Origin of the sequence: Streptomyces sp. NPDC005706 (assembly GCF_040631045.1) — a bacterium.
In the GTDB taxonomy this organism is placed as follows: Bacteria; Actinomycetota; Actinomycetes; order Streptomycetales; family Streptomycetaceae; genus Streptomyces.
In genome coordinates, this window is record NZ_JBEXYS010000029.1 from 1 (window position 1) to 24,143 (window position 24,143).

Below are 24,143 nucleotides of genomic sequence, written 5' to 3' on the forward strand. Positions count from 1 at the left end.
CTCTACGAGCACAAGGTGTTCGTGCAGGGCGCGGTGTGGAACATCGACTCCTTCGACCAGTGGGGCGTGGAGCTGGGCAAGGTCCTCGCCAAGCGGGTCGAACCGGCCCTGACCGAGGGCGCGGAGGTCCCCGGCCTGGACGCCTCCACCCGGGCCCTCGTCGCCAAGTACCGGGAGCTGCGCGGCCGTAGCTGACCCGTGCGGTACGCCGGGCCGGAGGCGGGCGCCTTCGGCTCGGCGTACCGGCTCCCGGTACTCAGGCCACCGCGCTCAGCGTGTCCGCCTGCCGCCTGCGTGCCGCCCGCGCGGCGGGCAGCGCGGTGAGGGCGGCGGCCCCCAGCACGGCGCCCGCGCCCAGCGCGAGCAGCAGTCCGGGCGGCGGCGACTGGGCGATCCCGGCACCGATGCCGCTGGAGTCGCCCTGGGCGTCGATCAGCCGGTGCGCCAGCGGCAGCCCCAGTGCCGTAGCGGCGACCGCCGCCGCCAGCGCCGTACAGGTCGTCGTGGTGACGGTGATCGCGCCGATCTGCCGCGGTGACATGCCGATCGCCCGCAGGGCCAGCACGTCCCGCTCGCCCTCCCGGACGCTGCCGCCGATCGCGGTGAGCAGCTCGACCAGACCGATGAGGGCGAGCACCGCGACCAGCCCGGCGACGACCGCGCGCAGCGGAGACAGGCCGTCGGCCGGGTTCGGCACTGCTGCCACGTCCAGGTGGCCGTGCCCGGCCGCGGCGAGGGCGGCCGCGACCCGCTGCGGATCGGCGCCGGGGCGCAGCCCCAACTGGTAGAACGCGGGGGACAGGGCGGGGTCGTTCTCGCGCAGGGTGTCCACGGAGGTCGTCACGACCCGGCCGGCGTTCTGCGGTTCGAGGCTGCGGCCCACGATGTGCAGGATCTGCGGCCGCTCGCCCACCGTCATCCGCACCCAGTCACCGACCCGGACGTGCAGCAGGTCGAGCAGCCCCTGCCCGGCCACCGCCTCGTCCGGGCCGCGCGCGGCCCGGCCCTCGGCGAGCGCGTACGGGTAGGGCCGGTCGTGGGTGCCGAGGCCGCGCAGGGCGATCGTCCCGGTCTGGCCGGGCACCAGCGCGGCCACCTCGACCCCCGGATAGGCGGTGGCCACCCGGTGGTCGGCCGCCAGCACCGCCCGTACCCGCGCGTCGCCCAGGGCGCCGTCCGAACGGACCGCCAGCGCGGCCGGCAGACCCACCCGCTCCGGGCTGCTGTGGAACCGGTCGATGGTCGTCCAGGCGCTGAGCGCCACCACGATCAGCGTCAGCGGCAGCGTCAGCCGGGCCACTCCGGCCAGCGACCGGCCGCGGCCCGCGAACGCCTTGTGGCAGCCGAGGACGAGCGCCGCCGGCAGCCGCAGCCCCAGGGCACCGCGCGCCAGACCGGTCAGCCGGCCGCCCGCCGGAGCGGACGGACGCGGCACCGGCACCGGCGGCACCCGGCCCGCCCGCCAGGCCGCGAGCCCCGTCGTCAGGCCGATGAACAGCACCGCGCCCACGGGCACGGCCGACAGTGCCACGGTGTGCCCCGGCAGGGTCTGCCACACACCCACCGCGTCGCCGAGCCGCCCCGGGACCCGGCTGCCGCACCCCTCGGTGAGCGCCGCGGCGGCCACCGCGCCGAGCGCCGCGTACGCCAGGTGCTGCAGCAGGAAGACCCGCACCACCTGCCCGGGCGTGAAGCCGATCGCCTTCAGCACCGAGATGTCCCGCAGATGGCCGCGGATGCGGGTACCGATCGCGCCGTGCACGGCGAACCCCGCGGCCGCCAGCGCGCCCAGTCCGAAGAGGCCGAGCACCTGGCCGAGCAGGCGGTTCTCACCCTGCGCCGCGGCCCGCGCCTGCTGCCAGGTGGAGACCTCGCCGACCGCGCCCGCGCCCAGCACGGTGACGGCGCGCTGCACCACGTAGTCGGTGTCGGCCGGGTCGCCGAGGCGCAGCCCGGTCACCTGGCCGCCGGGGGCCCGCACGACGGAGGGCAGCGCCCAGACCAGGCCGGGCTGGGAACCCGGGCTGTAGCCGGGCTCGGCGCTGTCCGCGATGCCGGCCACGGTGAGCGTGCGCGCGGTGCCGGGCAGCGTGAGGGTGTCGCCGGGCTCGGCCAGCAGCGCCCGGGCCAGCCGGCTCTCCAGGACCACGCCGTCCGGCCGCCCGGGGGCCAGCCAGTGGCCGGCGGTGAGCACCGGGCGGCCGACCGAGGGCAGCCGCCCGGTGCCGCGCAGCTCCACCGCGGCCCGGGTGCCGCGGCCGGCGACGGTGGCGGACTCGGTGGGATAGGGGCCGGCGACGGACTCGACACCGTCCAGCCGGGCGAGCTTGCGGGCGTCCGCCGAGGGGGCGGTGTGGATCCACACATGGGCCCCGTGGGCCTGGGTGAAGGTCCGCTGCCAGGGGTTGGTGGCGTAGCCGAACAGGGCTGCGGCCAGCAGCAGGGAGGCGACGATGCCGGCGGTGGCCAGCGTGATGAACAGCGCCTCGCCGCGGTGCGTGCGCAGATCGGAGTGGGCCCAGCGCAGGGTGGCTCGCACGAATCAGTCCCCGGTCCCGCGGCCGCACCGCCGGCGCGCAGTCCGTGCGTGCGCCGCCCGCCCGCGCGCCGCCGGTCGCCGCGTCATCGGTCCGCGCACTGTCACTCCGTGCGTCGCCCGCCCGCGCGCCGTCGGTTGCTGCACCGTTCGTCCGCGCGTCATCAGTCCCTCAGCTCCAGCACGCCCGCCGTCCCGGGCTTCCGGGGCGGGGCGCCGTCCAGGACGGCGTCGTCGGCGATCCGGCCGTCGAAGAAGCTGATCACACGGTCGGCGGCGCTGGCCAGCCGGGCGTCGTGGGTGACCAGGACGATGCTCTGCCCGCGTCCGTGGAAGCGGGACAGCAGCCGCATCACCTCGCGGGTGCCCTTGCTGTCCAGACTGCCGGCGGGCTCGTCGGCCAGCAGCAGCGGCGGATGGTTGACCAGCGCGCGGGCGAGCGCGACCCGCTGCTGTTCGCCGCCGGACAGCTCGCCGGGCATGCTGCGCTCCTTGCCCGCGAGACCCAGCTCGGCGAGGAGTTCCTCGCGCTCGGCCCGGGCCCGCTTCGGGGGCACGCCGGCGAGCAGGGCGGGCAGCTCGACGTTGTCCGCGACCGACAGGTTCGACACCAGGTTGAAGAACTGGAAGACGATCCCGATGGCCTTGCGGCGCTCCACCGCCCAGCGCGCCTCGCTGAAGGAGTCCGTGCACCGGCCGTCGAGCCAGATGCTCCCCTCGTCCGGCCGCTGCAGCCCGCCGAGCAGGTGCAGCAGCGTGGACTTGCCGGCTCCGGACGGCCCGGTGATCGCCACGAACTCGCCGCGCGCCACGCTCAGGCCGACCCCGCGCACGGCATGCGCGGGCGCGCCCTCGCCGTGGTGGGTCTTCACCAGTCCCTCGGCGCGCAGCAGCGGAACGGAGCCGTCGTTCACTCCAGTTCCTCCAGTTCCTCCTGGCACCGCTCCAGCCAGTCGAGGTCGGCCTGCATATGCAGCATCGCGCCCTCGATGAGCAGCTGGGCGATTCGGTTGTCCCGGCTCTCGGCCGCGGCCAGTTTCGACAGATCGCGCATGGTGTTGAGGTACTGACGCCGCTGCCTGTTGATGAGTGCGATCTGGTCGGCGAGACCGGTCTGCGGGGCCAGCGCGAGCTTCATGAAGAACTCGTCCCGTACCCGCGGCTCGTCCTCGGTCTCCTCGAACCAGGCGTGCAGCGCCTCCCGCCCGGCGTCGGTGAGGTGGTAGACCTTCTTGTTGGGCCGGCTCGACTGCTCGACGTCCTCGCCCTCGATCAGTCCCGACTTCTCGAGGCGGCCGAGGGTCACGTAGATCTGGCCGACGTTCGGCTGAGGGTACGCGGAGCCCAGCAGTTGCTCAAGGCCCTGCTTCAGCTCGTAACCATGGGCGGGGCCGCGCGCGAGGAGTGCCAGGAGGGGCAGGCGCACTCGTGCTCTCCTCCTAGTCCGCGAATGTGCTCCAGGCCCTAGTATCGCCCATACCTAACAGGTATACATGGCCTCTGACTCCCGGGCGAGGGTGCCCGGAGCCGGGTGTACGTGTTCAGGGAGGAACCTATGCGGTGGATGCGCGCCGCCGGTAGGGGGCTCCTCGTTCTCGCCGTGGTCCTCTCCGGGTACGTGGCCTTCGGCGCCCGCGCCGGCGAAACCGGCACCGGCGGGCGCGGGCCGCTCACCCTGGCCACCGCCGGCGACCTGACCAGCTACCTCGGCCCGCTCCTGCGGGGCTGGAACCGTACCCACCCCGGCGAGAAGGTGACCCTCGTCGAACTTCCGGACTCCGCCGACGAGACGTACGCGCAGATGACCACCGACCTGCGCGGCGGCGACCGGGGCCGGTTCGACGTCCTCAACATCGACGTCAACTGGACGGCCGAGTTCGCAGCGGCCGGCTGGATCCGCCCGCTGCCCGGCGACCGTTTCCCGCTCCGCAGCTTCCTGAGGCCGGTGGTGAGAACCGCCCGGTACGACGGACGCCTGTACGCCGTCCCGTACGTCACCAACGCCGGGCTGCTGCTGTACCGCAAGGACGTCCTCGCCAAGGCCGGGGTGCCGCCGCCGCGCACCTGGGCCGAGCTGGAGCGCGACGCGAGGACCATCGCGCCGAGGTACGGTCTTGACGGCTACGCGGGCCAGTTCCTGCCCTACGAGGGCCTCACGGTCAACGCGGCCGAGGCGGTCTACTCGGCGGGCGGCACCATCCTCGGTGACGAGGGCGCACGCGTCACCGTGGACTCCGACGCGGCCCGCGAGGGCATCGGCTTCCTCGCCCGCGGCCTGCGCGAGGGCTGGATCCCCAAGGCGGCGCTGACGTACAAGGAGGAGGAGTCCAAGGAGGCCTTCCGGGACGGCCGGCTGCTCTTCCTGCGCAACTGGCCCTACGCCTACGCGGCCGCCTCGGCCCGGGGCTCCAAGGTCGCCGGCCGGGTCGGCGCGGTACCGCTGCCCGGACCCGACGGGCCGGGCAAGAGCGTCCTCGGCGGATCCAACCTGGCCGTCAACACCCACGCCCGGCACCCCGATTCGGCCGCCCGCCTGATCGCCTACCTCACGAGCGAGCGCGTCCAGCGCCAGGTGCTGACGCGGGGCGCGCTGCCGCCCGTGCGCGCCGCCCTCTACGACGATCCGGACCTGATCGCGCGGTTCCCCTATCTGCCGACCCTGCGCGCCGCCGTCATGTCGGCCGAGCCGCGCCCCACGAGTCCGCACTACGACCAGGTCAGCCTGGTGGTCCAGGCCGTCGTGCACGACGCGCTGACCGGGCGGCAGACGCCCTCGGCCGCGGTGCGCCGGCTGGCGCGCGAACTCGACGCCGTCGCCGGCCGATAACCCTTCCCTAGTTACTTGTTAAGTAACGCTGACATCTCAACTGTGCTCAGGATGCCCCAATAGATCCCTGTTTGCGCACTCAACTCCTCAGTAGCCTCCGTTCTTTTCATTGACACCCTCGCGACACGCCTACCTAACATGCATGCATAACTGCTGCCCTTCACAGAGACAGGCCCCAGGGTTGAACAGGCATCATTGGTGGCGTGACGCGGTGATCTACCAGGTCTACGTCCGCAGCTTCCTCGACAGCACCGGCGACGGCATCGGCGATCTGGCCGGCGTGCGCGCCGGACTGCCGTACCTGAAGAAGCTCGGCGTCGACGGGATCTGGCTGAGCCCGTTCTATCCCTCGCCCCAGCACGACCACGGCTACGACGTCGCCGACTACCGCGACGTCGACCCGCTCTTCGGCGACCTCGCCGAGTTCGACCTGCTGATGGCGGCCGCCCGGCGGCTCGGGACCAGGATCCTGCTGGACATCGTCCCCAACCACTGCTCCAGCGAGCACCCGTGGTTCCGTGAGGCGCTGGCCTCCCCGCCCGGCAGCCCGGCCCGTGCCCGCTTCCACTTCGCCGACGGGCGCGGCCCCGACGGCGCCGAACCGCCCAACAACTGGCACGCCATGTTCGGCGGCCCGGCCTGGACCCGGGTCACCGAGGCGGACGGCCGGCCCGGCCAGTGGTACCTGCACATGTTCACGCCCGAACAGCCCGACTGGAACTGGCGGAACCCGGAGATCCACGCGGAGTTCGACCGGACCCTGCGCTTCTGGCTCGACCGCGGCGTGGACGGCTTCCGCATCGACGTCGCCGCCGGGCTGTTCAAGCACCCCGGACTGCCCGACTCCGACGACCCGGAGGCCGACGCCCGCACCCGCGACTCGGTCAACCCGCTGGCCTGGAACCAGCCCGAGGTGCACGACGTGTGGCGGCGGTGGCGGGCCACCTGCGAGGAGTACACCGCCCGCGACGGCCGCGAGCGCCTGCTGGTCGGCGAGGTCTCCGTGCCCACCGCCCGCGAACACGCCAAGTACGTCCGCCCCGACGAACTCCACCAGGCCTTCTTCTTCGACCTGCTCGGCGCCCCCTGGGACGCCGACGCCTTCCGCAAGGTCGTCTCCGAGGCCATGCAGGACATCGCCGGCACCGGCTCGACCGTCACCTGGGTCCTCAACAACCACGACCAGGTGCGCACCGTCACCCGCTACGGCGAGCCCGCCACCGGCGGCAGCGGCCTCGGCCCCGCCCGGGCCCGCGCCGCCGCGCTGCTGATGCTGGCCCTGCCCGGAGCCGCGTACATCTACCAGGGCGAGGAACTGGGCCTGCCCGAGGTCGTCGACCTGCCCGACGACGTGCTCACCGACCCGATCTTCCACCGCACCGGGAGCCGGGCCCGCATCCGCGACGGCTGCCGGGTGCCCCTGCCGTGGTCCGGGCAGGCCTCCCCGTTCGGCTTCACCTCCGGCGCGGAGAGCGCCAAGCCCTGGCTGCCGCAGCCGGAGTACTTCGCCGAGTACGCCACCGACCGCGCCCTCGCCGACACCCGCTCCTTCTGGCACCTGTACCGCGACGGCCTGCAACTGCGCTCCTCACTGCCGCAGCTGGGCGAGGGCACGCTGCGCTGGCTGGACACCCCGCCCGGCGTCCTCGGCTTCGTCCGCGGCGACGGCCTGGTCTGCGCCGTCAACTTCACCGCCTCTCCCACGCCCGCGCCGGCCGCCGGCACCCCCCTGCTGTCCAGCGGGCCCTGCCCGGCCGGGGTGCTGCCCGGCTCGACGGCCGCCTGGTGGCTCACCGACCTCTGACCTCCCCCCGCTCCACGTCAACTCCCACCCTCCCGAAGGGACATCAAAGATGATGCGACGACGTACCACCCTGCTCGCCGGCTGCACCGCCCTCGCCCTGGCGCTCGGCGCGACCGCCTGCGGCGGCGGCCCCGTCTCGGCCGGCGGCGGCGACAAGGCGCTCAGCGGCCAGACGGTCACCGTGGCCGGTGTCTGGTCCGGCAGCGAACAGAAGAACTTCCAGAAGGTGCTGGACGCCTTCACCGCGAAGACCGGCGCCAAGACCCAGTTCGTCTCCACCGGCGACAACGTCTCCACGGTCGTCGGCAGCAAGATCGAGGGCGGCAACGCGCCCGACGTGGTGATGGTCCCGCAGGTCGGCGTGCTCCAGCAGTTCGCGAAGAAGGGCTGGCTGAAGCCGCTGTCCGCCACCACGGGCAAGTCCGTGGACGCCGGCTACGCGCCCGTGTGGAAGAAGTACGGCAGCGTCGACGGCACGCTCTACGGCCTCTACTTCAAGGCCGCCCACAAGTCGACCGTCTGGTACAGCCCCGACGCCCTCGCCCAGGCGGGAGTGAAGCCGCCGAAGACGTACGACGAGATGCTCAAGGCCGGGCACACCGTCTCCGACTCCGGGCTCGCCGCCTTCGCCGTCGCCGGACAGGACGGCTGGACCCTCACCGACTGGTTCGAGAACATCTACCTCTCCCAGGCCGGCCCCGAGAAGTACGACGCCCTCGCCACGCACAAGCTGAAGTGGACGGACGCCTCCGTCGTCCAGGCGCTCGGCACCCTCGGCAAGCTGTTCAAGGACAAGCAGCTCATCGCGGGCGGCCAGAAGGGCGCCCTCAACACCGACTTCCCCGGCTCGGTGGAGAAGGTGTTCGGACCCAAGCCGCAGGCCGGCCTGGTCTACGAGGGCGACTTCGTCGCCGGCGTCGCCCACGACCAGTTCCAGCGGACCATCGGCAAGGACGCCGACTTCTTCCCGTTCCCGGCGGTCGGCGGCGGCAAGGCACCGGTGGTCAGCGGCGGCGACGCGGCCGTCGTCCTCAAGGACGGCAAGAACGCGAAGGCCGGCATGAAGCTCCTGGAGTACCTGGCGACCCCCGAGGCGGCGGCCGTGTGGGCGAAGGCGGGCGGCTTCCTGTCCCCGAACAAGAAGCTCGACCTCGCCTCCTACGGCGACGACGTCACCCGTGCCACCGCCAAGTCCCTCGTCGGCGCCGGTGATTCGGTCCGCTTCGACATGTCCGACCAGGCGCCGGCGGCCTTCGGCGGCACCAAGGGCACCGGCGAGTGGAAGCTCCTGCAGGACTTCCTGCGCGACCCGTCCGACCCGAAGGGGACCGCGGCGAAGCTCGAGGCCGCCGCGGCCAAGGCCTACCAGGACTGACCGGACCGATGACCGCCACCACACTCATGTCCAAGGAGGCGGCCCCGCCCGCCGCCGGCGCGGCGCGGGGGCGCCGCGGCCGGCGGCGCGCCCGGACCGTCGCCCTGCTCTTCGTCTTCCCCGCCCTTCTCCTGCTCGGCGCGCTGGTCGTCTACCCGGTGCTGTTCTCCGTCGGCCGCAGCTTCTTCGACGCCTCCGGCACCCGGTTCGTCGGCGGCGGCAACTACGCCGAGATGTTCCGCGACCCGGCGACGCTGAAGGCCATCCGCAACACCACCATCTGGGTGGTCGTCGCCCCGGCCCTGCTCACCGGCCTCGGCCTGATCCTGGCCGTCCTCGTGGAGAAGGTGCGCTGGGCCACGGCGTTCAAGCTGCTGCTGTTCATGCCGATGGCGGTCTCCTTCCTCGCCGCCGGCATCATCTTCCGGCTCGCCTACGACGAGGACCCGGACAAGGGCGTCCTCGACGCCGCCGTGGTCTCCGTGCACGACGCCTTCAAGGGCACCTCGTCGTATCCGACGGCACGGGGCCGCGAGGGGCTGCTGGACCAGGGCCGCGACGGGTCCTACCTCAGCCACGCGGCCGTCTCCCCGGGCGACTCGGTCACGCTGCCCATGGTCGGCGTGCTGCCGGGGGACCTGCCGCGGGACGCCGCGCCCGCCCGGCCGGCGGCGCGACGCGCGGCCGCCGCCGGTGACCTGCGCGGCGTCGTCTACCTGGACTTCACGCCCGGCGGGGGAGGGAAGCAGGGCCGGGTCGACCCGAAGGAGAGCGGCCTGCCCGGCATGAAGGTCGAGGCGCTGCGCGACGGCAGGACGGTCGCGAGCACCACGTCCTCCTCCGACGGCTCCTTCCGCTTCACCGGACTCCGTGCGGGCTCGTACACGGTGAAGCTGCCCGCGTCCAACTTCGCGCCGCCCTACCAGGGAGTCTCCTGGCTCGGCCCGACTCTCGTCACCCCGGCGATCATCGGCGCCTACCTGTGGATCTGGACGGGCTTCGCGATGGTGCTGATCGGCGCGGGCCTGTCGAGCCTGCCCCGGGACGCGCTGGAGGCGGCGCGGATCGACGGCGCGAACGAGTGGCAGATCTTCCGCCGCATCACCGTGCCGCTGCTCGCCCCCGTGCTGACGGTCGTCTTCGTCACCCTCCTGATCAACGTGATGAAGGTGTTCGACCTCGTCTACATCATCGCGCCGGGACCGGTGCAGGAGGACGCCACCGTGCTCGCGACCCAGATGTGGCTCGTGTCGTTCGGCGGCGGCAACAACCAGGGGCTCGGCAGCGCCCTCGGCGTGCTGCTGCTCCTGCTGGTGATCCCCGCGATGGTCTTCAACGTCCGCCGCTTCCGAAGGAGTCAGCGATGAACGCGGTCAGGCGCGGCCTGGGCAACGGCCTGGTCCAGGCGTTCCTCGTGGTGATCGGCCTGGTCTGGGTGACCCCGCTCGCCGGACTGTTCCTGTCCTCCCTGCGCTCGGCCCAGGACACGGCGAAGGGCGGCTGGTGGACGGCGCTGGCCAGTCCGGGGCAGCTCTCCTTCGACAACTACTCGGCGCTGCTGAAGAACGCCGGCATCACCCAGGCCTTCTGGAACACCGTGCTGATCTCGGTGCCGACGACCGTCCTGGTCGTCGTCATCGCGGCCCTCGCCGGATACGCCTTCGCCTGGCTGGACTTCCCGCTGCGCGAACCGCTGTTCCTGCTGGTGGTGGCCCTGCTGGTGGTGCCGGTGCAGATCGGCCTGCTGCCCGTGGCCAAACTCTTCGGGCAGCTCGGTCTGTTCGGCACGATCCCCGGCGTGGTCCTCTTCCACGTCGCCTACGGCCTGCCCTTCGCGGTGTTCCTTCTGCGCAACTACTTCGCGGAGATGCCGAAGGAGATGCTGGAGGCGGCGCGGATGGACGGCGGCAGCGAGTGGCGCATCTTCACCCGCCTGGTCCTGCCGGTGGGGCGCCCCGCCATCGCCTCGCTCGCCATCTTCCAGTTCCTGTGGGTCTGGAACGACATGCTGGTCGCGCTGCTCTTCGCCGACAGCTCCTCCCAGCCCCTGACCGTGCAACTCCAGTCCCAGATACGCCAGTTCGGCAGCAACATCGACGTCCTGGCCCCGGGCGCCTTCCTCTCCCTGATAGTCCCCGTGATCGTCTTCTTCGCCTTCCAGCGCCACTTCGTCCAGGGCGTGATGGCGGGCTCGGTCAAGTGACCCCACCTGACGGGGACGACGGAGGCGGCCGGTGGAAACCGGCCGCCTCCGCGTCAGGCGTACGTCCAGCGCCAGGCGCTCCCGCTGTAGGAACACCTGATCCGCGTACCGCCCGCGGTGGTGGTCGTCGCTCCATGGTCGCTGTTACGGCAGAACTGGCCCGCCGCATAGCAGTTGCCCGCGTTGGACGTGATGGAGCAGGTGCCGCCGCCGCTGCTGACACCGCCGGACGAGCCGGAGGTGCCGGTGGTGCCGGAGGCGCGCCTGGTCACGGTGACCGTGGGCCCCGGCTTGCGGACGGTCCGGGTCTTCGTGACCGTCGGCGCGGGCTCCGGCTCGGCGGTCTCGGTGACCGTCGCGGTCACGGACACGGTGACCGTGGGCCGGGGCGCCGGCGTGGCGGATCCGGCCGCCGTGTCGTTCGTGGACCCGCAGCCCACCGCGCCGGCGGCGAGCAGGGCGACGCAGGCGGCCCACAGCCGCTTGCGCCGGTGCGGCCGTATGCCGGCCGGTGCCGGGTCCGTCATGTGACGCGCTCTCACCCGTGGAAGGTGATGTAGCCGTTGCCGTCACGGTCGTTGGCGGACCTGGTGTAGGCGTGGGTGTCCGCGTGGGCGCCGGAGGACTTGTACAGGCGGATGGTGTCCTTGTCGTTGTTCCAGATGAAGTTGCAGTTCTGGCGGTAGACGACGTTCTTGGCGTCCGAGTCGGTGCCGTGGCCCCCGCGCAGCTTCACGTAGTCGCCGGGCTCGAGGTAGTGGTTCTTGGCGAAGACGAACTTGTTGCTGCTGGTGCTGTCCCTGACCACGTAACCCTTGAGGTTCACGGTCGCGGTGCGCGAGTAGTTCTTGATCGTCACGTACTCGCTCTTGGTGTTGCCCGAGGTGCAGCTGTTGGAGTCCCGCCCCGGAGCGTCGTACTGGACGCCCTTGATCTTCAGGGCGGAGGAGTACTCGGCGGCCTGGGCCGGCGCCGCGACGGTGACGGCGACCGCTCCGGCCGTGACGGTTGCGGCCAGCGCGAAACGTATACGCATGAGGTCCCCCCTCAATGGTGCGAGTGATGCGGGCAGGAGCTTACACAAAAGATGAGGGGTACATGTACGCCTGGTGGGGGAAGTGTGAAGAATCCGACTGAAGGGGAGTCATCGAACGGCAACGCGAAGGGGGCGGCGGGGAGTTGAATTCTCCCTGCCGCCCCCGTCCGTCACGGAAGGACGAGCCTCACGGTGACGCCGGTGGATACAGCGACCGCGGCAACCCCGAGGCCGCCGCCGAGTCCAGCAGCCACAGTGTCCGCGAGCGTCCGCGGGCGCCCGCCGCCGGCGCCTGTACCTCGCCCGCGCCCGACAGGGCGATGGCCACCGCCTGGGCCTTGTCCTCGCCGGCCGCGAGCAGCCAGACCTCGCGGGCCGAGCGGATCGCGGGGAGTGTCAGCGAGACCCGGGTCGGCGGCGGCTTGGGCGCGCCGTGCACGCCGACCACCGTGCGCTCCGTCTCGCGGACCGCGGGCAACTCCGGGAACAGTGAGGCCACATGGGTGTCCGGTCCGACGCCCAGCATCAGCACGTCGAAGGTCGGCACCGGGCCGTGGTTCTCCGGCCCGGCCGCCTTGGCCAGTTCCGCCGCGTAGGCCTCCGCCGCCGCCTCCACGTCCGCACCGTGGGGGCCGTCGGACGCGGGCATGGCGTGCACGCGCTCCGGGTCCAGCGGTACCGCGTCCAGCAGCGCCTCGCGGGCCTGCGTGACATTGCGCTCCGGATCGCCCTCGGGCAGATAGCGCTCGTCGCCCCACCACAGGTCCAGGCGGCCCCAGTCGATGGCGTCCCGGGCCGGTGCCGCCGCCAGCGCGGCCAGCAGGCCGTTGCCGTTGCGCCCGCCGGTGAGGACCACGGACGCGCTGCCCCGGGAGGCCTGCGCGTCCACGATCCGGGTGATCAGGCGGGCCGCGGCGGCCTGCGCCATCAGTTCCTTGTCGCGGTGCACGACCAGCTGCGGAGTGCTCACTTCGCCGCCGCCTTCTTCGCCGGGGCCTTCTTCGCGGCCGCCTTCTTCGCGGGCGCCTTCGCGGCCTCCGCCACCGGTTCGGCGACCGCGGCCGGCTCCGCCGCGGGCTCCGGCACGGTGTTCAGCCGCTCCACGCCGTAGGCCAGCGCCGAGGCGTAGGTGTCGTCCGGGTCGAGCCGCCGCAGCTCCTCCGCGATCAGCTCGGCGGTGTCCCGCCGCTTCAGCGCCACCGCGCGGGCCGGCTGACCCTCGATGGACAGGGTGGCCAGCGAGCCGTCCGCCCGGTCCAGGGTGATGGGCCCCTCGCTGGTGTCCATCCGCACGGCCGTCAGCCCCGGCCCCGCGGACAGCGAACGGCGGACGGGAACGTCCAGCCGGTCCGCGAGCCACATCGCCAGCAGCTCACAGCTCGGGTTGAACTCCTCGCCCTCCACCTCGACGGCCTTCACCTCGCACACCACCTGGTCCAGGGCCGCCGCGAGCATCGAGCGCCACGGCGTGATCCGGGTCCAGGACAGATCGGTGTCGCCCGGGGCGTAGGTCCCGGCGCGGGCGGACAGCTCCCGCACCGGCTGCTCGGCGGCATAGGTGTCGGTCACCCGGCGCTGGGCCAGCGCGCCCAGCGGGTCGCCCGCCGGGTCCAGCGGCGCGTTCACCGGCCACCAGACGACCACCGGGGCGTCGGGCAGCAGCAGCGGCAGCACCACCGAGTCGGCCTGTTCGGACACCTCGCCGTACAGCCGCAGGACGACCGTCTCGCCGGTGCCCGCCTCCGCGCCCACCCGCACCTCGGCGTCGAGCCGCGAGGACGTGCGGTCGCGCGGGGAGCGGGAGACCCGCTTGATGACCACCAGCGTGCGCGAGGGGTGCTCGCGCGAGGCGTCGTTGGCGGCCTTCAGGGCGTCGTAGGCGTTCTCCTCGTCGGTGACGATGACCAGGGTCAGCACCATGCCGACGGCGGGGGTGCCGATGGCCCGGCGGCCCCGGACGAGCGCCTTGTTGATCGCGCCGGCGGTGGTGCCGGTCAGGTCTATCTTCATGGCCGGCGCCAGCTCCGTCCGTCTCGTGCCAGCATCTCGTCCGCCTCGACGGGCCCCCAGGTGCCCGACTTGTACTGCGCGGGCCTGCCGTGCCGGTCCCAGTACTCCTCGATCGGGTCGAGGATCTTCCAGGACAGCTCGACCTCCTCCGTGCGCGGGAACAGGTTGGCGTCGCCGAGCAGCACGTCCAGGATGAGCCGCTCGTACGCCTCCGGGCTGGACTCCGTGAACGACTCGCCGTAGGCGAAGTCCATGGACACGTCCCGGATCTCCATCGAGGTGCCCGGCACCTTGGAGCCGAAGCGGACCGTGATGCCCTCGTCCGGCTGCACCCGGATGACGACCGCGTTCGAACCCAGCTCCTCCGTCGCCGTGTGGTCGAAGGGGGAGTGCGGGGCCCGCTGGAAGACCACCGCGATCTCGGTGACCCGGCGGCCCAGGCGCTTGCCGGTGCGCAGGTAGAAGGGGATGCCCGCCCAGCGGCGGTTGTCTATGCCCAGCTTGATCGCGGCGAAGGTGTCGGTCTTCGACTTGGCGTCGATGCCGTCCTCTTCGAGGTACCCGATGACCTTCTCGCCGCCCTGCCAGCCCGCCGCGTACTGCCCGCGCACGGTGCTGCGGCCCAGGTCCTTCGGCAGCCGCACGGCACCGAGCACCTTGGTCTTCTCCGCCGCCAGCGCGTCCGCGTCGAAGGAGGCGGGCTCCTCCATGGCCGTGAGGGCCATGAGCTGCAGCAGGTGGTTCTGGATGACGTCCCGGGCGGCGCCGATGCCGTCGTAGTAGCCGGCGCGGCCGCCGACGCCGATGTCCTCGGCCATCGTGATCTGCACGTGGTCCACGAAGGACCGGTTCCAGATCGGCTCGAACATCGTGTTGGCGAAACGCAGCGCCAGGATGTTCTGGACCGTCTCCTTGCCGAGGTAGTGGTCGATCCGGAACACCTGGTCCGGCTCGAACACCTCGTGCACGACCTTGTTCAGCTCCTCGGCCGACTTCAGGTCGTGGCCGAACGGCTTCTCGATGACCGCGCGCCGCCAGGAACCCGAGGACTGGTCGGTCAGACCGTGCTTCTTGAGCTGCTGGATGACCACCGGGAAGGAACGCGGCGGCACCGACAGGTAGAAGGCGAAGTTGCCGCCCGTCCCCTGCGCCTTGTCCAGCTCCTCGATGGTGCCGCGCAGCCGGTCGAAGGCGTCGTCGTCGTCGAAGGTGCCCTGGACGAAACGCATCCCCTGGATGAGCTGCTGCCAGACCTCCTCACGGAAAGGGGTCCGGGAGTGCTCCTTGACGGCGTCGTGGACCTCGGCGGCGAAGTCCTCGTTCGCCCACTCGCGCCGGGCGAAGCCGACCAGCGAGAAGCCCGGCGGCAGCAGACCCCGGTTGGCGAGGTCGTACACCGCGGGCATCAGCTTCTTGCGGGACAGGTCGCCCGTGACGCCGAAGATCACCAGGCCCGACGGCCCCGCGATGCGCGGGAGCCGTCGGTCGGCGGGGTCACGAAGCGGGTTCGCCCCGGAACCGGGAATGCGTGACAACTCAGCCCTCCGAGGGGGCGAGGCGCTCGAGCTCCGCCTGGGTCGACTTCAGCAGGTCGTTCCAGGACGCCTCGAACTTGTCGACGCCTTCGTCCTCCAGCACCCGTACGACGTCGTCGTACGGGATCCCGAGCCGCTCCAGCGCGTCCAGGTCGGCGCGCGCCTGCTCGTAGGTGCCGGTGACGGTGTCGCCACGGATCTCGCCATGGTCCTCGACGGCCTGCAGCGTGGCCTCCGGCATGGTGTTGACCGTGTTCGGCGCGACCAGCTCGGTGACGTACATCGTGTCCGGGTACGCCGGGTCCTTCACACCGGTCGACGCCCACAGCGGACGCTGCCGGTTGGCGCCGGCGTTCTCCAGCGCGCTCCAGCGCTCGGAGCCGAACACCTCCTCGTACGCCTGGTAGGCGAGCCGGGCGTTGGCGACGGCGGCCTTGCCGCGCAGCGCCTTGGCCTCGTCGGTGCCGATGGCGTCCAGGCGCTTGTCGATCTCGGTGTCCACGCGGGACACGAAGAAGGAGGCCACGGAGTGGATCTTCGACAGGTCCAGGCCGCGCTCCTTGGCCGTCTCCAGGCCGGAGAGGTACGCGTCCATGACCTTGCGGTAACGCTCCAGCGAGAAGATCAGCGTGACGTTCACGCTGATGCCGTTGCCGATCGTCTCGGCGATCGCCGGCAGACCCGCCTCGGTGGCCGGGATCTTGATCAGCGTGTTGGGGCGGTCCACCAGCCAGGCGAGCTGCTTGGCCTCGGCGGCGGTCGCCTTGGTGTTGTGCGCCAGGCGCGGGTCGACCTCGATGGAGACCCGGCCGTCCTGGCCGTTCGTGGCCTCGAAGACCGGGTGCAGGATGTCGGCGGCGTCGCGGACGTCCGCCGTGGTGATCATGCGGATGGCCTCTTCGACGGTGACCTTGCGGGCGGCGAGGTCCGACAGCTGCTGGTCGTAGCCGTCACCCTGCGAGATCGCCTTCTGGAAGATCGTCGGGTTGGTGGTGACGCCCACGACGTGCTGCTGGTCGATCAGCTCGGCGAGGTTGCCGGACGTGATCCGCTTGCGCGACAGGTCGTCCAGCCAGATCGCCACGCCCTCCTCGGAGAGGCGCTTCAGTGCGTCTGTCATGGAATTACATCTCCTACGTGTCGTATATGAGCGTCAGCGCTGGGCGGCGGCCAGGGATTCCCGGGCCTTGGCGGCCACGTTCTCGGCGGTGAAGCCGAACTCGCGGAAGAGCACCTTGCCGTCGGCGGAAGCACCGAAGTGCTCCAGCGAAACGATGCGGCCGGCGTCCCCGACGTACTTGTGCCAGGTCAGGCCGATGCCCGCCTCCACAGCGACACGGGCCTTCACGGACGGCGGCAGCACGGAGTCCCGGTACCCCTGGTCCTGCTCCTCGAACCACTCCACGGACGGCATGGACACGACCCGCGTGGGCACGCCCTCGGCCTGCAGCTGCTCGCGGGCCTCGACGGCCACGTGGACCTCGGAACCGGTGGCGATCAGGACGACCTGCGGCTCGCCGCCGTCGGCCTCCATCAGGACGTAACCGCCGCGCGCGGCATCGTCGTTGGGCTCGTAGATCGGCACGCCCTGCCGGGTCAGCACCAGACCGTGCGGCTGGCCCTTGCCGAACTCCTTGGTGTAGCGCCCCAGGATCTCGCGCCAGGCGATCGCGGTCTCGTTGGCGTCCGCCGGGCGGACGACGTTCAGGCCCGGGATCGCGCGCAGCGAGGCGATGTGCTCGACCGGCTGGTGGGTCGGGCCGTCCTCGCCGAGGCCGATGGAGTCGTGCGTCCACACGTACGTCACCGGCAGGTGCATCAGGGCCGAGAGACGCACCGCGTTGCGCATGTAGTCGGAGAACACCAGGAAGGTGCCGCCGTAGACGCGGGTGTTGCCGTGCAGCGTGATGCCGTTCATCTCCGCGGCCATGGAGTGCTCGCGGATGCCGAAGTGGATCGTGCGGCCGTACGGGTTCGCCTCCGGCAGCGGGTTGCCCGCCGGCAGGAAGGAGCTGTCCTTGTCGATGGTGGTGTTGTTCGAACCGGCGAGGTCGGCGGAACCGCCCCACAGCTCCGGGATCACCGCGCCGAGGGCCTGCAGCACCTTGCCGGAGGCGGCACGCGTCGCGATGCCCTTGCCCGGCTCGAAGACCGGGACCTTCTCCTCCCAGCCCGCCGGGAGCTCGCCCTTGGCGATGCGGTCGAAGTCGGCGGCGCGCTCGGCGTCGCCGTCCCGCCATACCTGCAGCGACTTCTCCCACTCGGCCTTCGCCTGCGCGCCGCGCTCCAGCGCCTTGCGGGTGTGCGCAAGGACCTCTTCCGCGACCTCGAAGCTGCGCTCCGGGTCGAAGCCCAGGACGCGCTTGGTGGCCGCGACCTCGTCGTCGCCGAGCGCCGAGCCGTGGGCGGCCTCGGTGTTCTGCGCGTTCGGGGCCGGCCAGGCGATGATCGAGCGCATCGCGATGAACGACGGCCGGTCCGTGACCTGCTTCGCGGCCTCGACGGCGTCGTAGATGGCGTGCGGGTCGAGGTCGCCGTCGGGCTTCGGGGCGACCCGCTGCACGTGCCAGCCGTAGGCCTCGTACCGCTTGGCGGTGTCCTCGGAGACGGCGGTCTCGGTGTCGCCCTCGATCGAGATGTGGTTGTCGTCCCACAGCAGGACCAGGTTGCCGAGCTTCTGGTGCCCGGCCAGCGAGGACGCCTCGGCGGAGATGCCCTCCTGGAGGCAGCCGTCACCGGCGATGCAGTAGATGAAGTGGTCGAAGGGCGACTCGCCCGGCGCGGCCTCCGGGTCGAACAGACCGCGCTCGTAGCGGGCGGCCATCGCCATGCCCACCGCGTTGGCCACACCCTGGCCCAGCGGACCGGTCGTGGTCTCCACGCCCTTGGTGTGCCCGTACTCCGGGTGACCCGGGGTTTTCGAGCCCCAGGTACGGAAGGACTCCAGGTCCTCCAGCTCCAGGCCGAAGCCGGCCAGGTAGAGCTGCGTGTAGAGGGTCAGGGACGAGTGGCCGGCGGACAGCACGAAGCGGTCGCGGCCGACCCACTCCGGGTCGGCCGGGTCGTGGCGCATCACCTTCTGGAAGAGGGTGTACGCGGCCGGGGCCAGGCTCATCGCCGTACCGGGATGGCCGTTGCCGACCTTCTGTACGGCGTCGGCGGCCAGGACCCGGGCGGTGTCCACGGCCCGCTGGTCCAGCTCGGTCCACTCAAGGTCTGTGGTGGTCGGCTTGGTGCTCACCCTGGGTCAGGGCTCCTCTCCACATGTCGGTCGCCGGCCCTGGGGGCGTGCCCCCTCCCGGCCGCCGGTGCGCACTTCCTGCCCACCGGCCGCCTCGAGCCTACCCCCGTAAGGACGTGCGTTTTTTCGAGTCATTACAGACTGCCGGGACTCTTGGACATCCGCCTCCCGACTGGCCGACAGCGCATTTGGCAGATGAATACGGAGCCGCTCATCCGACTGCTCAATCGAGCCCCACCACACCTCGGACGCGCGGTCGGCCAACACGACCCCACCCCCGCGAAGGCCGGGGTCTGGGCAACGTCTAAAGTGGCGTGGTACGCGCGAGCCCTTACCCGGCCTTCACGAGGGGAGGCTCGCTGGGAGTCTCTGTCAGGGGTGTGCGTGACGGCCGTCGAATCCCGTCCAGCGGGTGCGCTCGGTGCGAGCCAAAGCCCGGTTCACCGGCCGTTCGGGGCCCGTGTCAAGGCGTTCGTGGCGCTGACCAAGCCGCGGATCATCGAGCTGCTGCTCATCACCACCGTTCCGGTGATGTTCCTCGCCCAGCAGGGTGTGCCCGACCTGAAGCTGGTGCTGCTGACCTGCGTCGGCGGCTACCTCTCGGCGGGCGGCGCCAACGCGCTGAACATGTACATCGACCGGGACATCGACGCACTGATGGACCGCACCTCGCAGCGGCCGCTGGTGACCGGCATGGTCAGCCCGCTCGAATGCCTGGTCTTCGGCGTCACCCTGGCCGTGGTCTCGACGCTGCTGTTCGGGCTCACCGTCAACTGGCTGTCCGCCTGGCTGTCCCTCGGAGCGCTCCTCTTCTACGTCGTCGTCTACACGATGATCCTCAAGCGGCGCACCTCCCAGAACATCGTCTGGGGCGGCATCGCCGGCTGCCTGCCGGTGCTGATCGGCTGGTCCTCGGTGACGAACTCGATGTCCTGGGCGCCGGTCGTCCTCTTCCTCGTCATGTTCTTCTGGACGCCGCCGCACTACTGGCCGCTGTCCATGAAGGTCAGGGAGGACTACGCCCGCGTGGGCGTGCCGATGCTCCCGGTCGTCGCCTCCAACAAGGTGGTCGCCCGGCAGATCGTCATCTACAGCTGGGTGATGGTCGCCGTCTCCCTGCTGCTCACCCCGCTCGGCTACACCGGCTGGTTCTACACGGCGGTGGCCCTCGCGGCCGGCGGCTTCTGGCTGTGGGAGGCGCACGGGCTGCAGAACCGGGCGAAGGCCGAGGTGACGGGCGTGAAGCTCAAGGAGATGCGGCTGTTCCACTGGTCCATCACCTACGTCTCCATCCTCTTCGTCGCGGTCGCCGTCGACCCGTTCCTGCGCTGACCCGCGCCGGGCGTACGTCACAGGGCCCTGCTCTCGCCAGTCGATCTACCCGTGAGTAGCATCCTGTCCATGGCAGACACGCAGCAGGTTGACCCCAAGGACGAGCGCAGGGCGGCGAAGCTGGCCCGGCAGATCGGGGCCTTCTCCAAGGCCCACGGCGGCGCCGAGGGCCAGGTGGCCCACATCGGCGAGCGCGGCGCCCGCATCGTGCTCGTCGGCGAGGACGGCGGCTGGGGCGACCTGGTGGCGCCCAGCACCGCCATCGCCGAGCAGGCCGTCGAGAAGGCCGGCATCACCGTCCACGAGTCCTTCGACGGCGAGTTCGCGGCGAAGGTGACGACCGGCCGCTACGAGTGGAGCCGGATGGCGGGCATCCAGGTGGGCGGCCCCGGCAACGGCTGACGCCTGCGGCCTCCAGTTCGAAGGACGCCGAGGCGGCACCGGATCCCGGGTTCACCCGTTAGGCCCTGCAAGAAGCGCAGCGCCTCCCCGGGGAGCCCGCATGATCGAAACGCCGTCCCTCGTGGACCAGCACTGCCACGGCGTGCTGCGCACCGAGCTGGGCCTCGGCACCTTCGAGGCCCGGCTCACGCGCACCGAGGGACCGCCCGCACCGGGCACCACCCTCTTCGACACCCAGACCGGCTTCGCCGTGCGCCGCTGGTGCCCGCCCCTGCTCGGCCTGGAGCCGCACTGCCCGCCCGCCCGGTACCTGGCCCGGCGCCGGGAACTGGGCGTGCTGGAGGCGGGCCGCCGGCTGCTGCGGGGCAGCGGAATCACCACCTACCTGGTCGACACCGGTCTGCCCGGCGACCTCACGGGCCCGGCGGAGCTGGCGTCCGCGGGCGACGCGGAGGCCCACGAGATCGTCCGCCTGGAACTCCTCGCCGAACAGGTCGCGGACACCTCGGGCACCGTCGAGTGCTTCCTCGCCAACCTCGCCGAGTCGGTGCACGGGGCCGCCGCCGAGGCGGTCGCCTTCACCTCCGTCGCCGGTCTCCGGCACGGTCTGGCCCTCGCCCCCGAGCCGCCGGGCCCGGGCGAGGTGCGGGGCGCGGCGGGCCGCTGGCTGGCCGGGCGGCGGGTGGGCGGGGCGCTGACCGACCCGGTGCTGCTGCGGCACCTGCTGTGGATCGCGGTCGCCTCGGGCCGGCCCCTCCAGCTCCACGCCGGGCTCGGTGAGCCGGGCTCCCGCATCGACCGCACCGACCCGGTGCTGCTCACCGACTTCGTGCGCGCCACGGCCGGGCTCGGCACCGACCTGATCCTGCTGCACGGCTACCCGTACCACCGCCACGCCGCCCACCTCGCCGGAGTCTTCCCGCACGTGTACGCCGACTCCGGCGCGGCCCTGGTGCGCACCGGCGCCCGCGCGGTCACGGTCCTCGCCGAGATCCTCGAACTGGCACCATTCGGCAAGATCCTCTTCTCCAGCGGCGCCCACGGCCTGCCCGAGCTGCATGTCGTCGGCGCCCTGCTGTTCCGTGAGGCCCTGGGCCGGGTGCTGGGCGCCTGGGTCGCCGAGGACGCCTGGTCCCCGGACGACGCCCAGCGGGTGGCCCGGATGGTCGCGGCGGACAACGCGCGGCGGGTCTACGCGCTGGACTGAGGGGTGTGCGGCGGCGCGGGCCCCCGACAGACTGCTGCCATGCAGACCGAAGCGCTCCTCGCCCGTTTCCTGCACGACCTCGCCCCGCTGCGGCCGCTGGCCCTCTGGGCGCACGGCTCCCTGGCCGGCGGCGACTACCAGGAGGGCCGCAGCGACCTCGACCTGATCGCGGTGCTCCCGGGCCCGCTCACCCTCGGCACCGTGCGCCGGGTGATCCGCACGCATCGCCGGCTGCGCGCCGAACCGCTCGCCGCCGGGCTGCACTGCACCTATCTCACCCCGGCCGCCTCGGCGGACCCCGGCCGGTCCCACCTGACCTGGGCGCACGGCCGTGCGACGCGCCGGCCGGTCACTCCCGTGACCCGGCGCGAACTGCACGACTTCGGCCGGGTGCTGCACGGCGGGCCGCCGGCCGGACTGCTGCCGCCGGTGCCGGACCGGCAGCTGAAGGAGTTCGTCGTACGGGACCAGCGGGACTACTGGCGGCCCCACGTGGACCGTGCCCGGCTGTGGCGGCAGGACGTGTGGGTGGACCTGGGCCTGCTCACCTTCGCCCGCGCCACCGTCACCCTGCGCGACGGACGGCTGATCCCGAAGCGGGAGGCACTGACCGAACTGACCGCCCTGGGCGCGCCGGCCGAGGTCGTCGAGGACATCACCCGCCGGCGCTACGGCACTCCCGCCCCGCGCGACGAGGCCTGGCTCGCCGGCCGCGCCGAGCTGACCCGGGCCTACCTGGGACCGGCGATCGACGCGCTGGTCACCGCGTACGGGTGACTCAGGCGGGCGTGCCCACCGTCACCTCGGCCGAGGGGCCGGGCTGGTCGAGGGCGGCCCCGGGACGCTCCCGGAGCGACAGCAGCACCCGCAGCACCCCGATCCACACCAGGCACGAGCCGAGCATGTGCAGGGCGACGAGGACCTCGGGCAGGTGCGTGAAGTACTGGAAGTAGCCGATGACACCCTGCCCGAGCAGGATCAGGAACAGCTCCCGGGTGCGTGCCAGGGGCCCGCTGGGCGCGTCCACCGCCTTGAGCACGAACCACAGCGCGAACGTCAGCGTGACCACGATCCACGCGAGCACCGCGTGCAGCTTGGAGACCGTCTCCCAGTCGATCGGGATCCGCGCGACCTCCGAGGAGTCACCCGCGTGCGGACCGGCCCCGGTCACCACCGTGCCGACCCCGATGAGCAGCACCGACGCGGCCACCAGGAACCACACCAGCTGCTGCACCGCCTTGCCGACCAGCGGCCGCGGCACCCCGTCGCCCTCGCGGGTGCGCTGCCACATCGCCGTGGCGATGGCGATCAGCGCCGAGGAGAGCAGGAAGTGCGCGGCGACCGTGTACGGGTTCAGGCCGACCAGGACGACGATCCCGCCGAGCACCGCGTTGCCCATGACCACCCAGAACTGCGCCCAGCCCAGCCGGGTCACGCTCCGCCGCCGCGGCTTCTCGGCACGCGCGGCGATGATCGCCCAGCCGACGACGGCACACAGCACGTACGTCAGCATGCGGTTGCCGAACTCGATGGCCCCGTGGAAGCCCATGGCCCGGGTGGTGGTCAGCGAGTCGTCGGTGCAGGTCGGCCAGGTCGGGCAGCCGAGGCCCGAGCCGGTGAGGCGGACAGCGCCGCCGGTGATCACGATGATCACCGACATGACGAGCGCGGCGAGCGCCGCCCGCCGGACGGTCCGGGGATCCGGGGTCCAGCGGTCGGCGATGAAGGCGAGCGGGTTGCGCAGCGCCGCGGTGGCGTCGGCACGGGTCAGCTTTGGCACGTGCACCATGGTAGGCCGCCGCTTGTGCACGGTTTCACGAGGGTCCACTCCCGGCCTCACTCCCAGCGGAAGAACTTCCCCGCCGCGGTCAGTCCCAGCACCGCCCACACCGCGAGGATCCCCAGGTCGCCCCAGGGCACCCCGGCCCCGTGCCGGAGGACGTCCCGCAGGCCGCCGGAGAGCGCCGAGATCGGCAGCAGACCGAGCACGTGCTGACCGGCGCCGAACTTCTTCAGCGGGACGATCACCCCGCCGCCGACGAGCAGCAGCAGGAAGACCAGGTTGGCGGCGGCCAGCGTGGCCTCGGCCTTCAGCGTGCCCGCCATCAGCAGGCCGAGCCCGGAGAAGGCGGCCGTGCCGAGGACCAGCAGGAGCAGCACGGACAAGGGGTTGCCGTGCGGGGACCAGCCGAGGGCGAACGCGATCACCGTCAGCAGGATCACCTGGAGGATCTCCGTGACCAGCACCGACGCCGTCTTCGCGGCCATCAGGCCCCAGCGGGGCAGCGGTGAGGACGCCAGCCGCTTGAGCACGCCGTAGCGGCGCTCGAAGCCGGTCGCGATGGCCTGCCCGGTGAACGCCGTGGACATCACGGCGAGTGCGAGGACGCCGGGCGCGAGGAAGTCCACGGCCTCGCCCTTGCCGGTGTCCACGATGTCCACGGAGCTGAACAGCACCAGCAGCAGGGTGGGGATCACGACGGTCAGCAGCAGTTGCTCGCCGTTGCGCAGCAGCATCCGCGTCTCCAGCGCCGCCTGCGCCGCGATCATGCGGGGCAGGGGCGCCGCGCCCGGCTTGGGGGTGTAGGTACCCGATGCGGTGGTCATGAACGCAGCTCCTTGCCCGTGGTCTCCA

21 protein-coding genes and 1 pseudogene are annotated in these 24,143 nt (G+C 72.0%); 10 read left to right on the forward strand and 12 right to left on the reverse strand.

All coding sequences use genetic code 11. The features are described from left to right. Positions 1-195, forward strand: a pseudogene (locus ABZ478_RS31160) (glucose-6-phosphate isomerase); the annotation flags it as partial. A gap of 61 nt (positions 196-256) precedes the next feature. On the opposite strand, the gene ABZ478_RS31165 reads toward ABZ478_RS31160, so the two are convergent. The 3 genes from ABZ478_RS31165 to ABZ478_RS31175 form a co-directional block, all read right to left on the reverse strand. Next, on the reverse strand, positions 257-2,539 hold the full coding sequence (locus tag ABZ478_RS31165; protein WP_359554492.1) for an FtsX-like permease family protein: 2,283 nt from the start codon (positions 2,537-2,539) through the stop codon (positions 257-259). A gap of 161 nt (positions 2,540-2,700) precedes the next feature. After that, positions 2,701-3,450 (reverse strand): ABC transporter ATP-binding protein, encoded by a 750-nt coding sequence (locus ABZ478_RS31170; RefSeq protein ID WP_358931641.1) that lies wholly within the window; start codon positions 3,448-3,450, stop codon positions 2,701-2,703. Beyond that, complete coding sequence (locus ABZ478_RS31175) at positions 3,447-3,962, reverse strand: PadR family transcriptional regulator (protein WP_359554494.1); 516 nt, start codon at positions 3,960-3,962, stop codon at positions 3,447-3,449. The genes ABZ478_RS31170 and ABZ478_RS31175 overlap by 4 nt, the downstream gene beginning before the upstream one ends. 129 nt (positions 3,963-4,091) lie before the next feature. Between ABZ478_RS31175 and ABZ478_RS31180 the strand changes: the two genes are divergently transcribed. The 5 genes from ABZ478_RS31180 (at position 4,092) to ABZ478_RS31200 (ending at position 10,745) form a co-directional block, all read left to right on the forward strand. Then, positions 4,092-5,363 (forward strand): ABC transporter substrate-binding protein, encoded by a 1,272-nt coding sequence (locus tag ABZ478_RS31180; protein WP_359554497.1) that lies wholly within the window; start codon positions 4,092-4,094, stop codon positions 5,361-5,363. 142 nt (positions 5,364-5,505) lie between these two features. Beyond that, a complete protein-coding gene (locus ABZ478_RS31185; RefSeq protein WP_359554500.1) occupies positions 5,506-7,167 on the forward strand; it encodes a glycoside hydrolase family 13 protein in 1,662 nt (553 codons plus the stop codon). 49 nt (positions 7,168-7,216) lie between these two features. Then, positions 7,217-8,542 (forward strand): ABC transporter substrate-binding protein, encoded by a 1,326-nt coding sequence (locus tag ABZ478_RS31190; protein ID WP_359554502.1) that lies wholly within the window; start codon positions 7,217-7,219, stop codon positions 8,540-8,542. A gap of 8 nt (positions 8,543-8,550) precedes the next feature. Beyond that, positions 8,551-9,909 (forward strand): ABC transporter permease subunit, encoded by a 1,359-nt coding sequence (locus ABZ478_RS31195; RefSeq protein ID WP_359554504.1) that lies wholly within the window; start codon positions 8,551-8,553, stop codon positions 9,907-9,909. Beyond that, positions 9,906-10,745, forward strand: a complete 840-nt coding sequence (locus tag ABZ478_RS31200; RefSeq protein ID WP_358931653.1) for a carbohydrate ABC transporter permease — start codon at positions 9,906-9,908, stop codon at positions 10,743-10,745. Before ABZ478_RS31195 ends, ABZ478_RS31200 begins: the two co-directional genes overlap by 4 nt. A gap of 53 nt (positions 10,746-10,798) precedes the next feature. On the opposite strand, the gene ABZ478_RS31205 is transcribed toward ABZ478_RS31200, so the two are convergent. The 7 genes from ABZ478_RS31205 to tkt all read right to left on the reverse strand — a co-directional run bounded on the left by ABZ478_RS31205 (position 10,799) and on the right by tkt (position 18,567). Beyond that, positions 10,799-11,272 (reverse strand): hypothetical protein, encoded by a 474-nt coding sequence (locus ABZ478_RS31205; RefSeq protein ID WP_359554507.1) that lies wholly within the window; start codon positions 11,270-11,272, stop codon positions 10,799-10,801. Between the two features lie 11 nt (positions 11,273-11,283). Next, on the reverse strand, positions 11,284-11,781 hold the full coding sequence (locus ABZ478_RS31210) for a lamin tail domain-containing protein (protein ID WP_359554508.1): 498 nt from the start codon (positions 11,779-11,781) through the stop codon (positions 11,284-11,286). A gap of 187 nt (positions 11,782-11,968) precedes the next feature. Further along, positions 11,969-12,751 (reverse strand): 6-phosphogluconolactonase, encoded by a 783-nt coding sequence (gene pgl, locus ABZ478_RS31215; RefSeq protein ID WP_359554509.1) that lies wholly within the window; start codon positions 12,749-12,751, stop codon positions 11,969-11,971. Beyond that, positions 12,748-13,791, reverse strand: a complete 1,044-nt coding sequence (opcA, locus tag ABZ478_RS31220; protein ID WP_359554511.1) for a glucose-6-phosphate dehydrogenase assembly protein OpcA — start codon at positions 13,789-13,791, stop codon at positions 12,748-12,750. The genes pgl and opcA overlap by 4 nt, the downstream gene beginning before the upstream one ends. Next, a complete protein-coding gene (zwf, locus tag ABZ478_RS31225; RefSeq protein WP_359554667.1) occupies positions 13,788-15,317 on the reverse strand; it encodes a glucose-6-phosphate dehydrogenase in 1,530 nt (509 codons plus the stop codon). The genes opcA and zwf overlap by 4 nt, the downstream gene beginning before the upstream one ends. Before the next feature lie 10 nt (positions 15,318-15,327). Beyond that, on the reverse strand, positions 15,328-16,446 hold the full coding sequence (gene tal / locus ABZ478_RS31230) for a transaldolase (protein ID WP_359554512.1): 1,119 nt from the start codon (positions 16,444-16,446) through the stop codon (positions 15,328-15,330). A 33-nt stretch (positions 16,447-16,479) separates the two neighbouring features. Continuing rightward, positions 16,480-18,567 carry a transketolase gene (gene tkt / locus ABZ478_RS31235; RefSeq protein ID WP_359554514.1) on the reverse strand — a complete coding sequence of 696 codons (2,088 nt, stop codon included), beginning with the start codon at positions 18,565-18,567 and terminating at the stop codon, positions 16,480-16,482. A 378-nt stretch (positions 18,568-18,945) separates the two neighbouring features. On the opposite strand from tkt, the gene ABZ478_RS31240 reads away from it, so the two are divergent. The 4 genes from ABZ478_RS31240 (at position 18,946) to ABZ478_RS31255 (ending at position 22,285) form a co-directional block, all read left to right on the forward strand. Further along, positions 18,946-19,899, forward strand: coding sequence for a heme o synthase (locus tag ABZ478_RS31240; RefSeq protein WP_359554517.1), 954 nt, complete (start codon positions 18,946-18,948; stop codon positions 19,897-19,899). Between the two features lie 69 nt (positions 19,900-19,968). Next, complete coding sequence (locus ABZ478_RS31245) at positions 19,969-20,301, forward strand: hypothetical protein (RefSeq protein ID WP_359554519.1); 333 nt, start codon at positions 19,969-19,971, stop codon at positions 20,299-20,301. A 100-nt stretch (positions 20,302-20,401) separates the two neighbouring features. Next, a complete protein-coding gene (locus ABZ478_RS31250) occupies positions 20,402-21,508 on the forward strand; it encodes an amidohydrolase family protein (RefSeq protein WP_359554521.1) in 1,107 nt (368 codons plus the stop codon). A 39-nt stretch (positions 21,509-21,547) separates the two neighbouring features. Beyond that, positions 21,548-22,285 carry a nucleotidyltransferase gene (locus ABZ478_RS31255; protein ID WP_359554523.1) on the forward strand — a complete coding sequence of 246 codons (738 nt, stop codon included), beginning with the start codon at positions 21,548-21,550 and terminating at the stop codon, positions 22,283-22,285. A gap of 1 nt (position 22,286) precedes the next feature. On the opposite strand, the gene ABZ478_RS31260 is transcribed toward ABZ478_RS31255, so the two are convergent. Both ABZ478_RS31260 and ABZ478_RS31265 read right to left on the reverse strand, forming a co-directional pair. Beyond that, entirely contained in the window at positions 22,287-23,297 is a 1,011-nt protein-coding gene (locus ABZ478_RS31260) for a COX15/CtaA family protein (protein ID WP_359554526.1), read from the reverse strand. A gap of 47 nt (positions 23,298-23,344) precedes the next feature. Beyond that, positions 23,345-24,115, reverse strand: coding sequence for an ABC transporter permease (locus ABZ478_RS31265; RefSeq protein WP_359554528.1), 771 nt, complete (start codon positions 24,113-24,115; stop codon positions 23,345-23,347). Between the last annotated feature and the right edge of the window lie 28 nt (positions 24,116-24,143).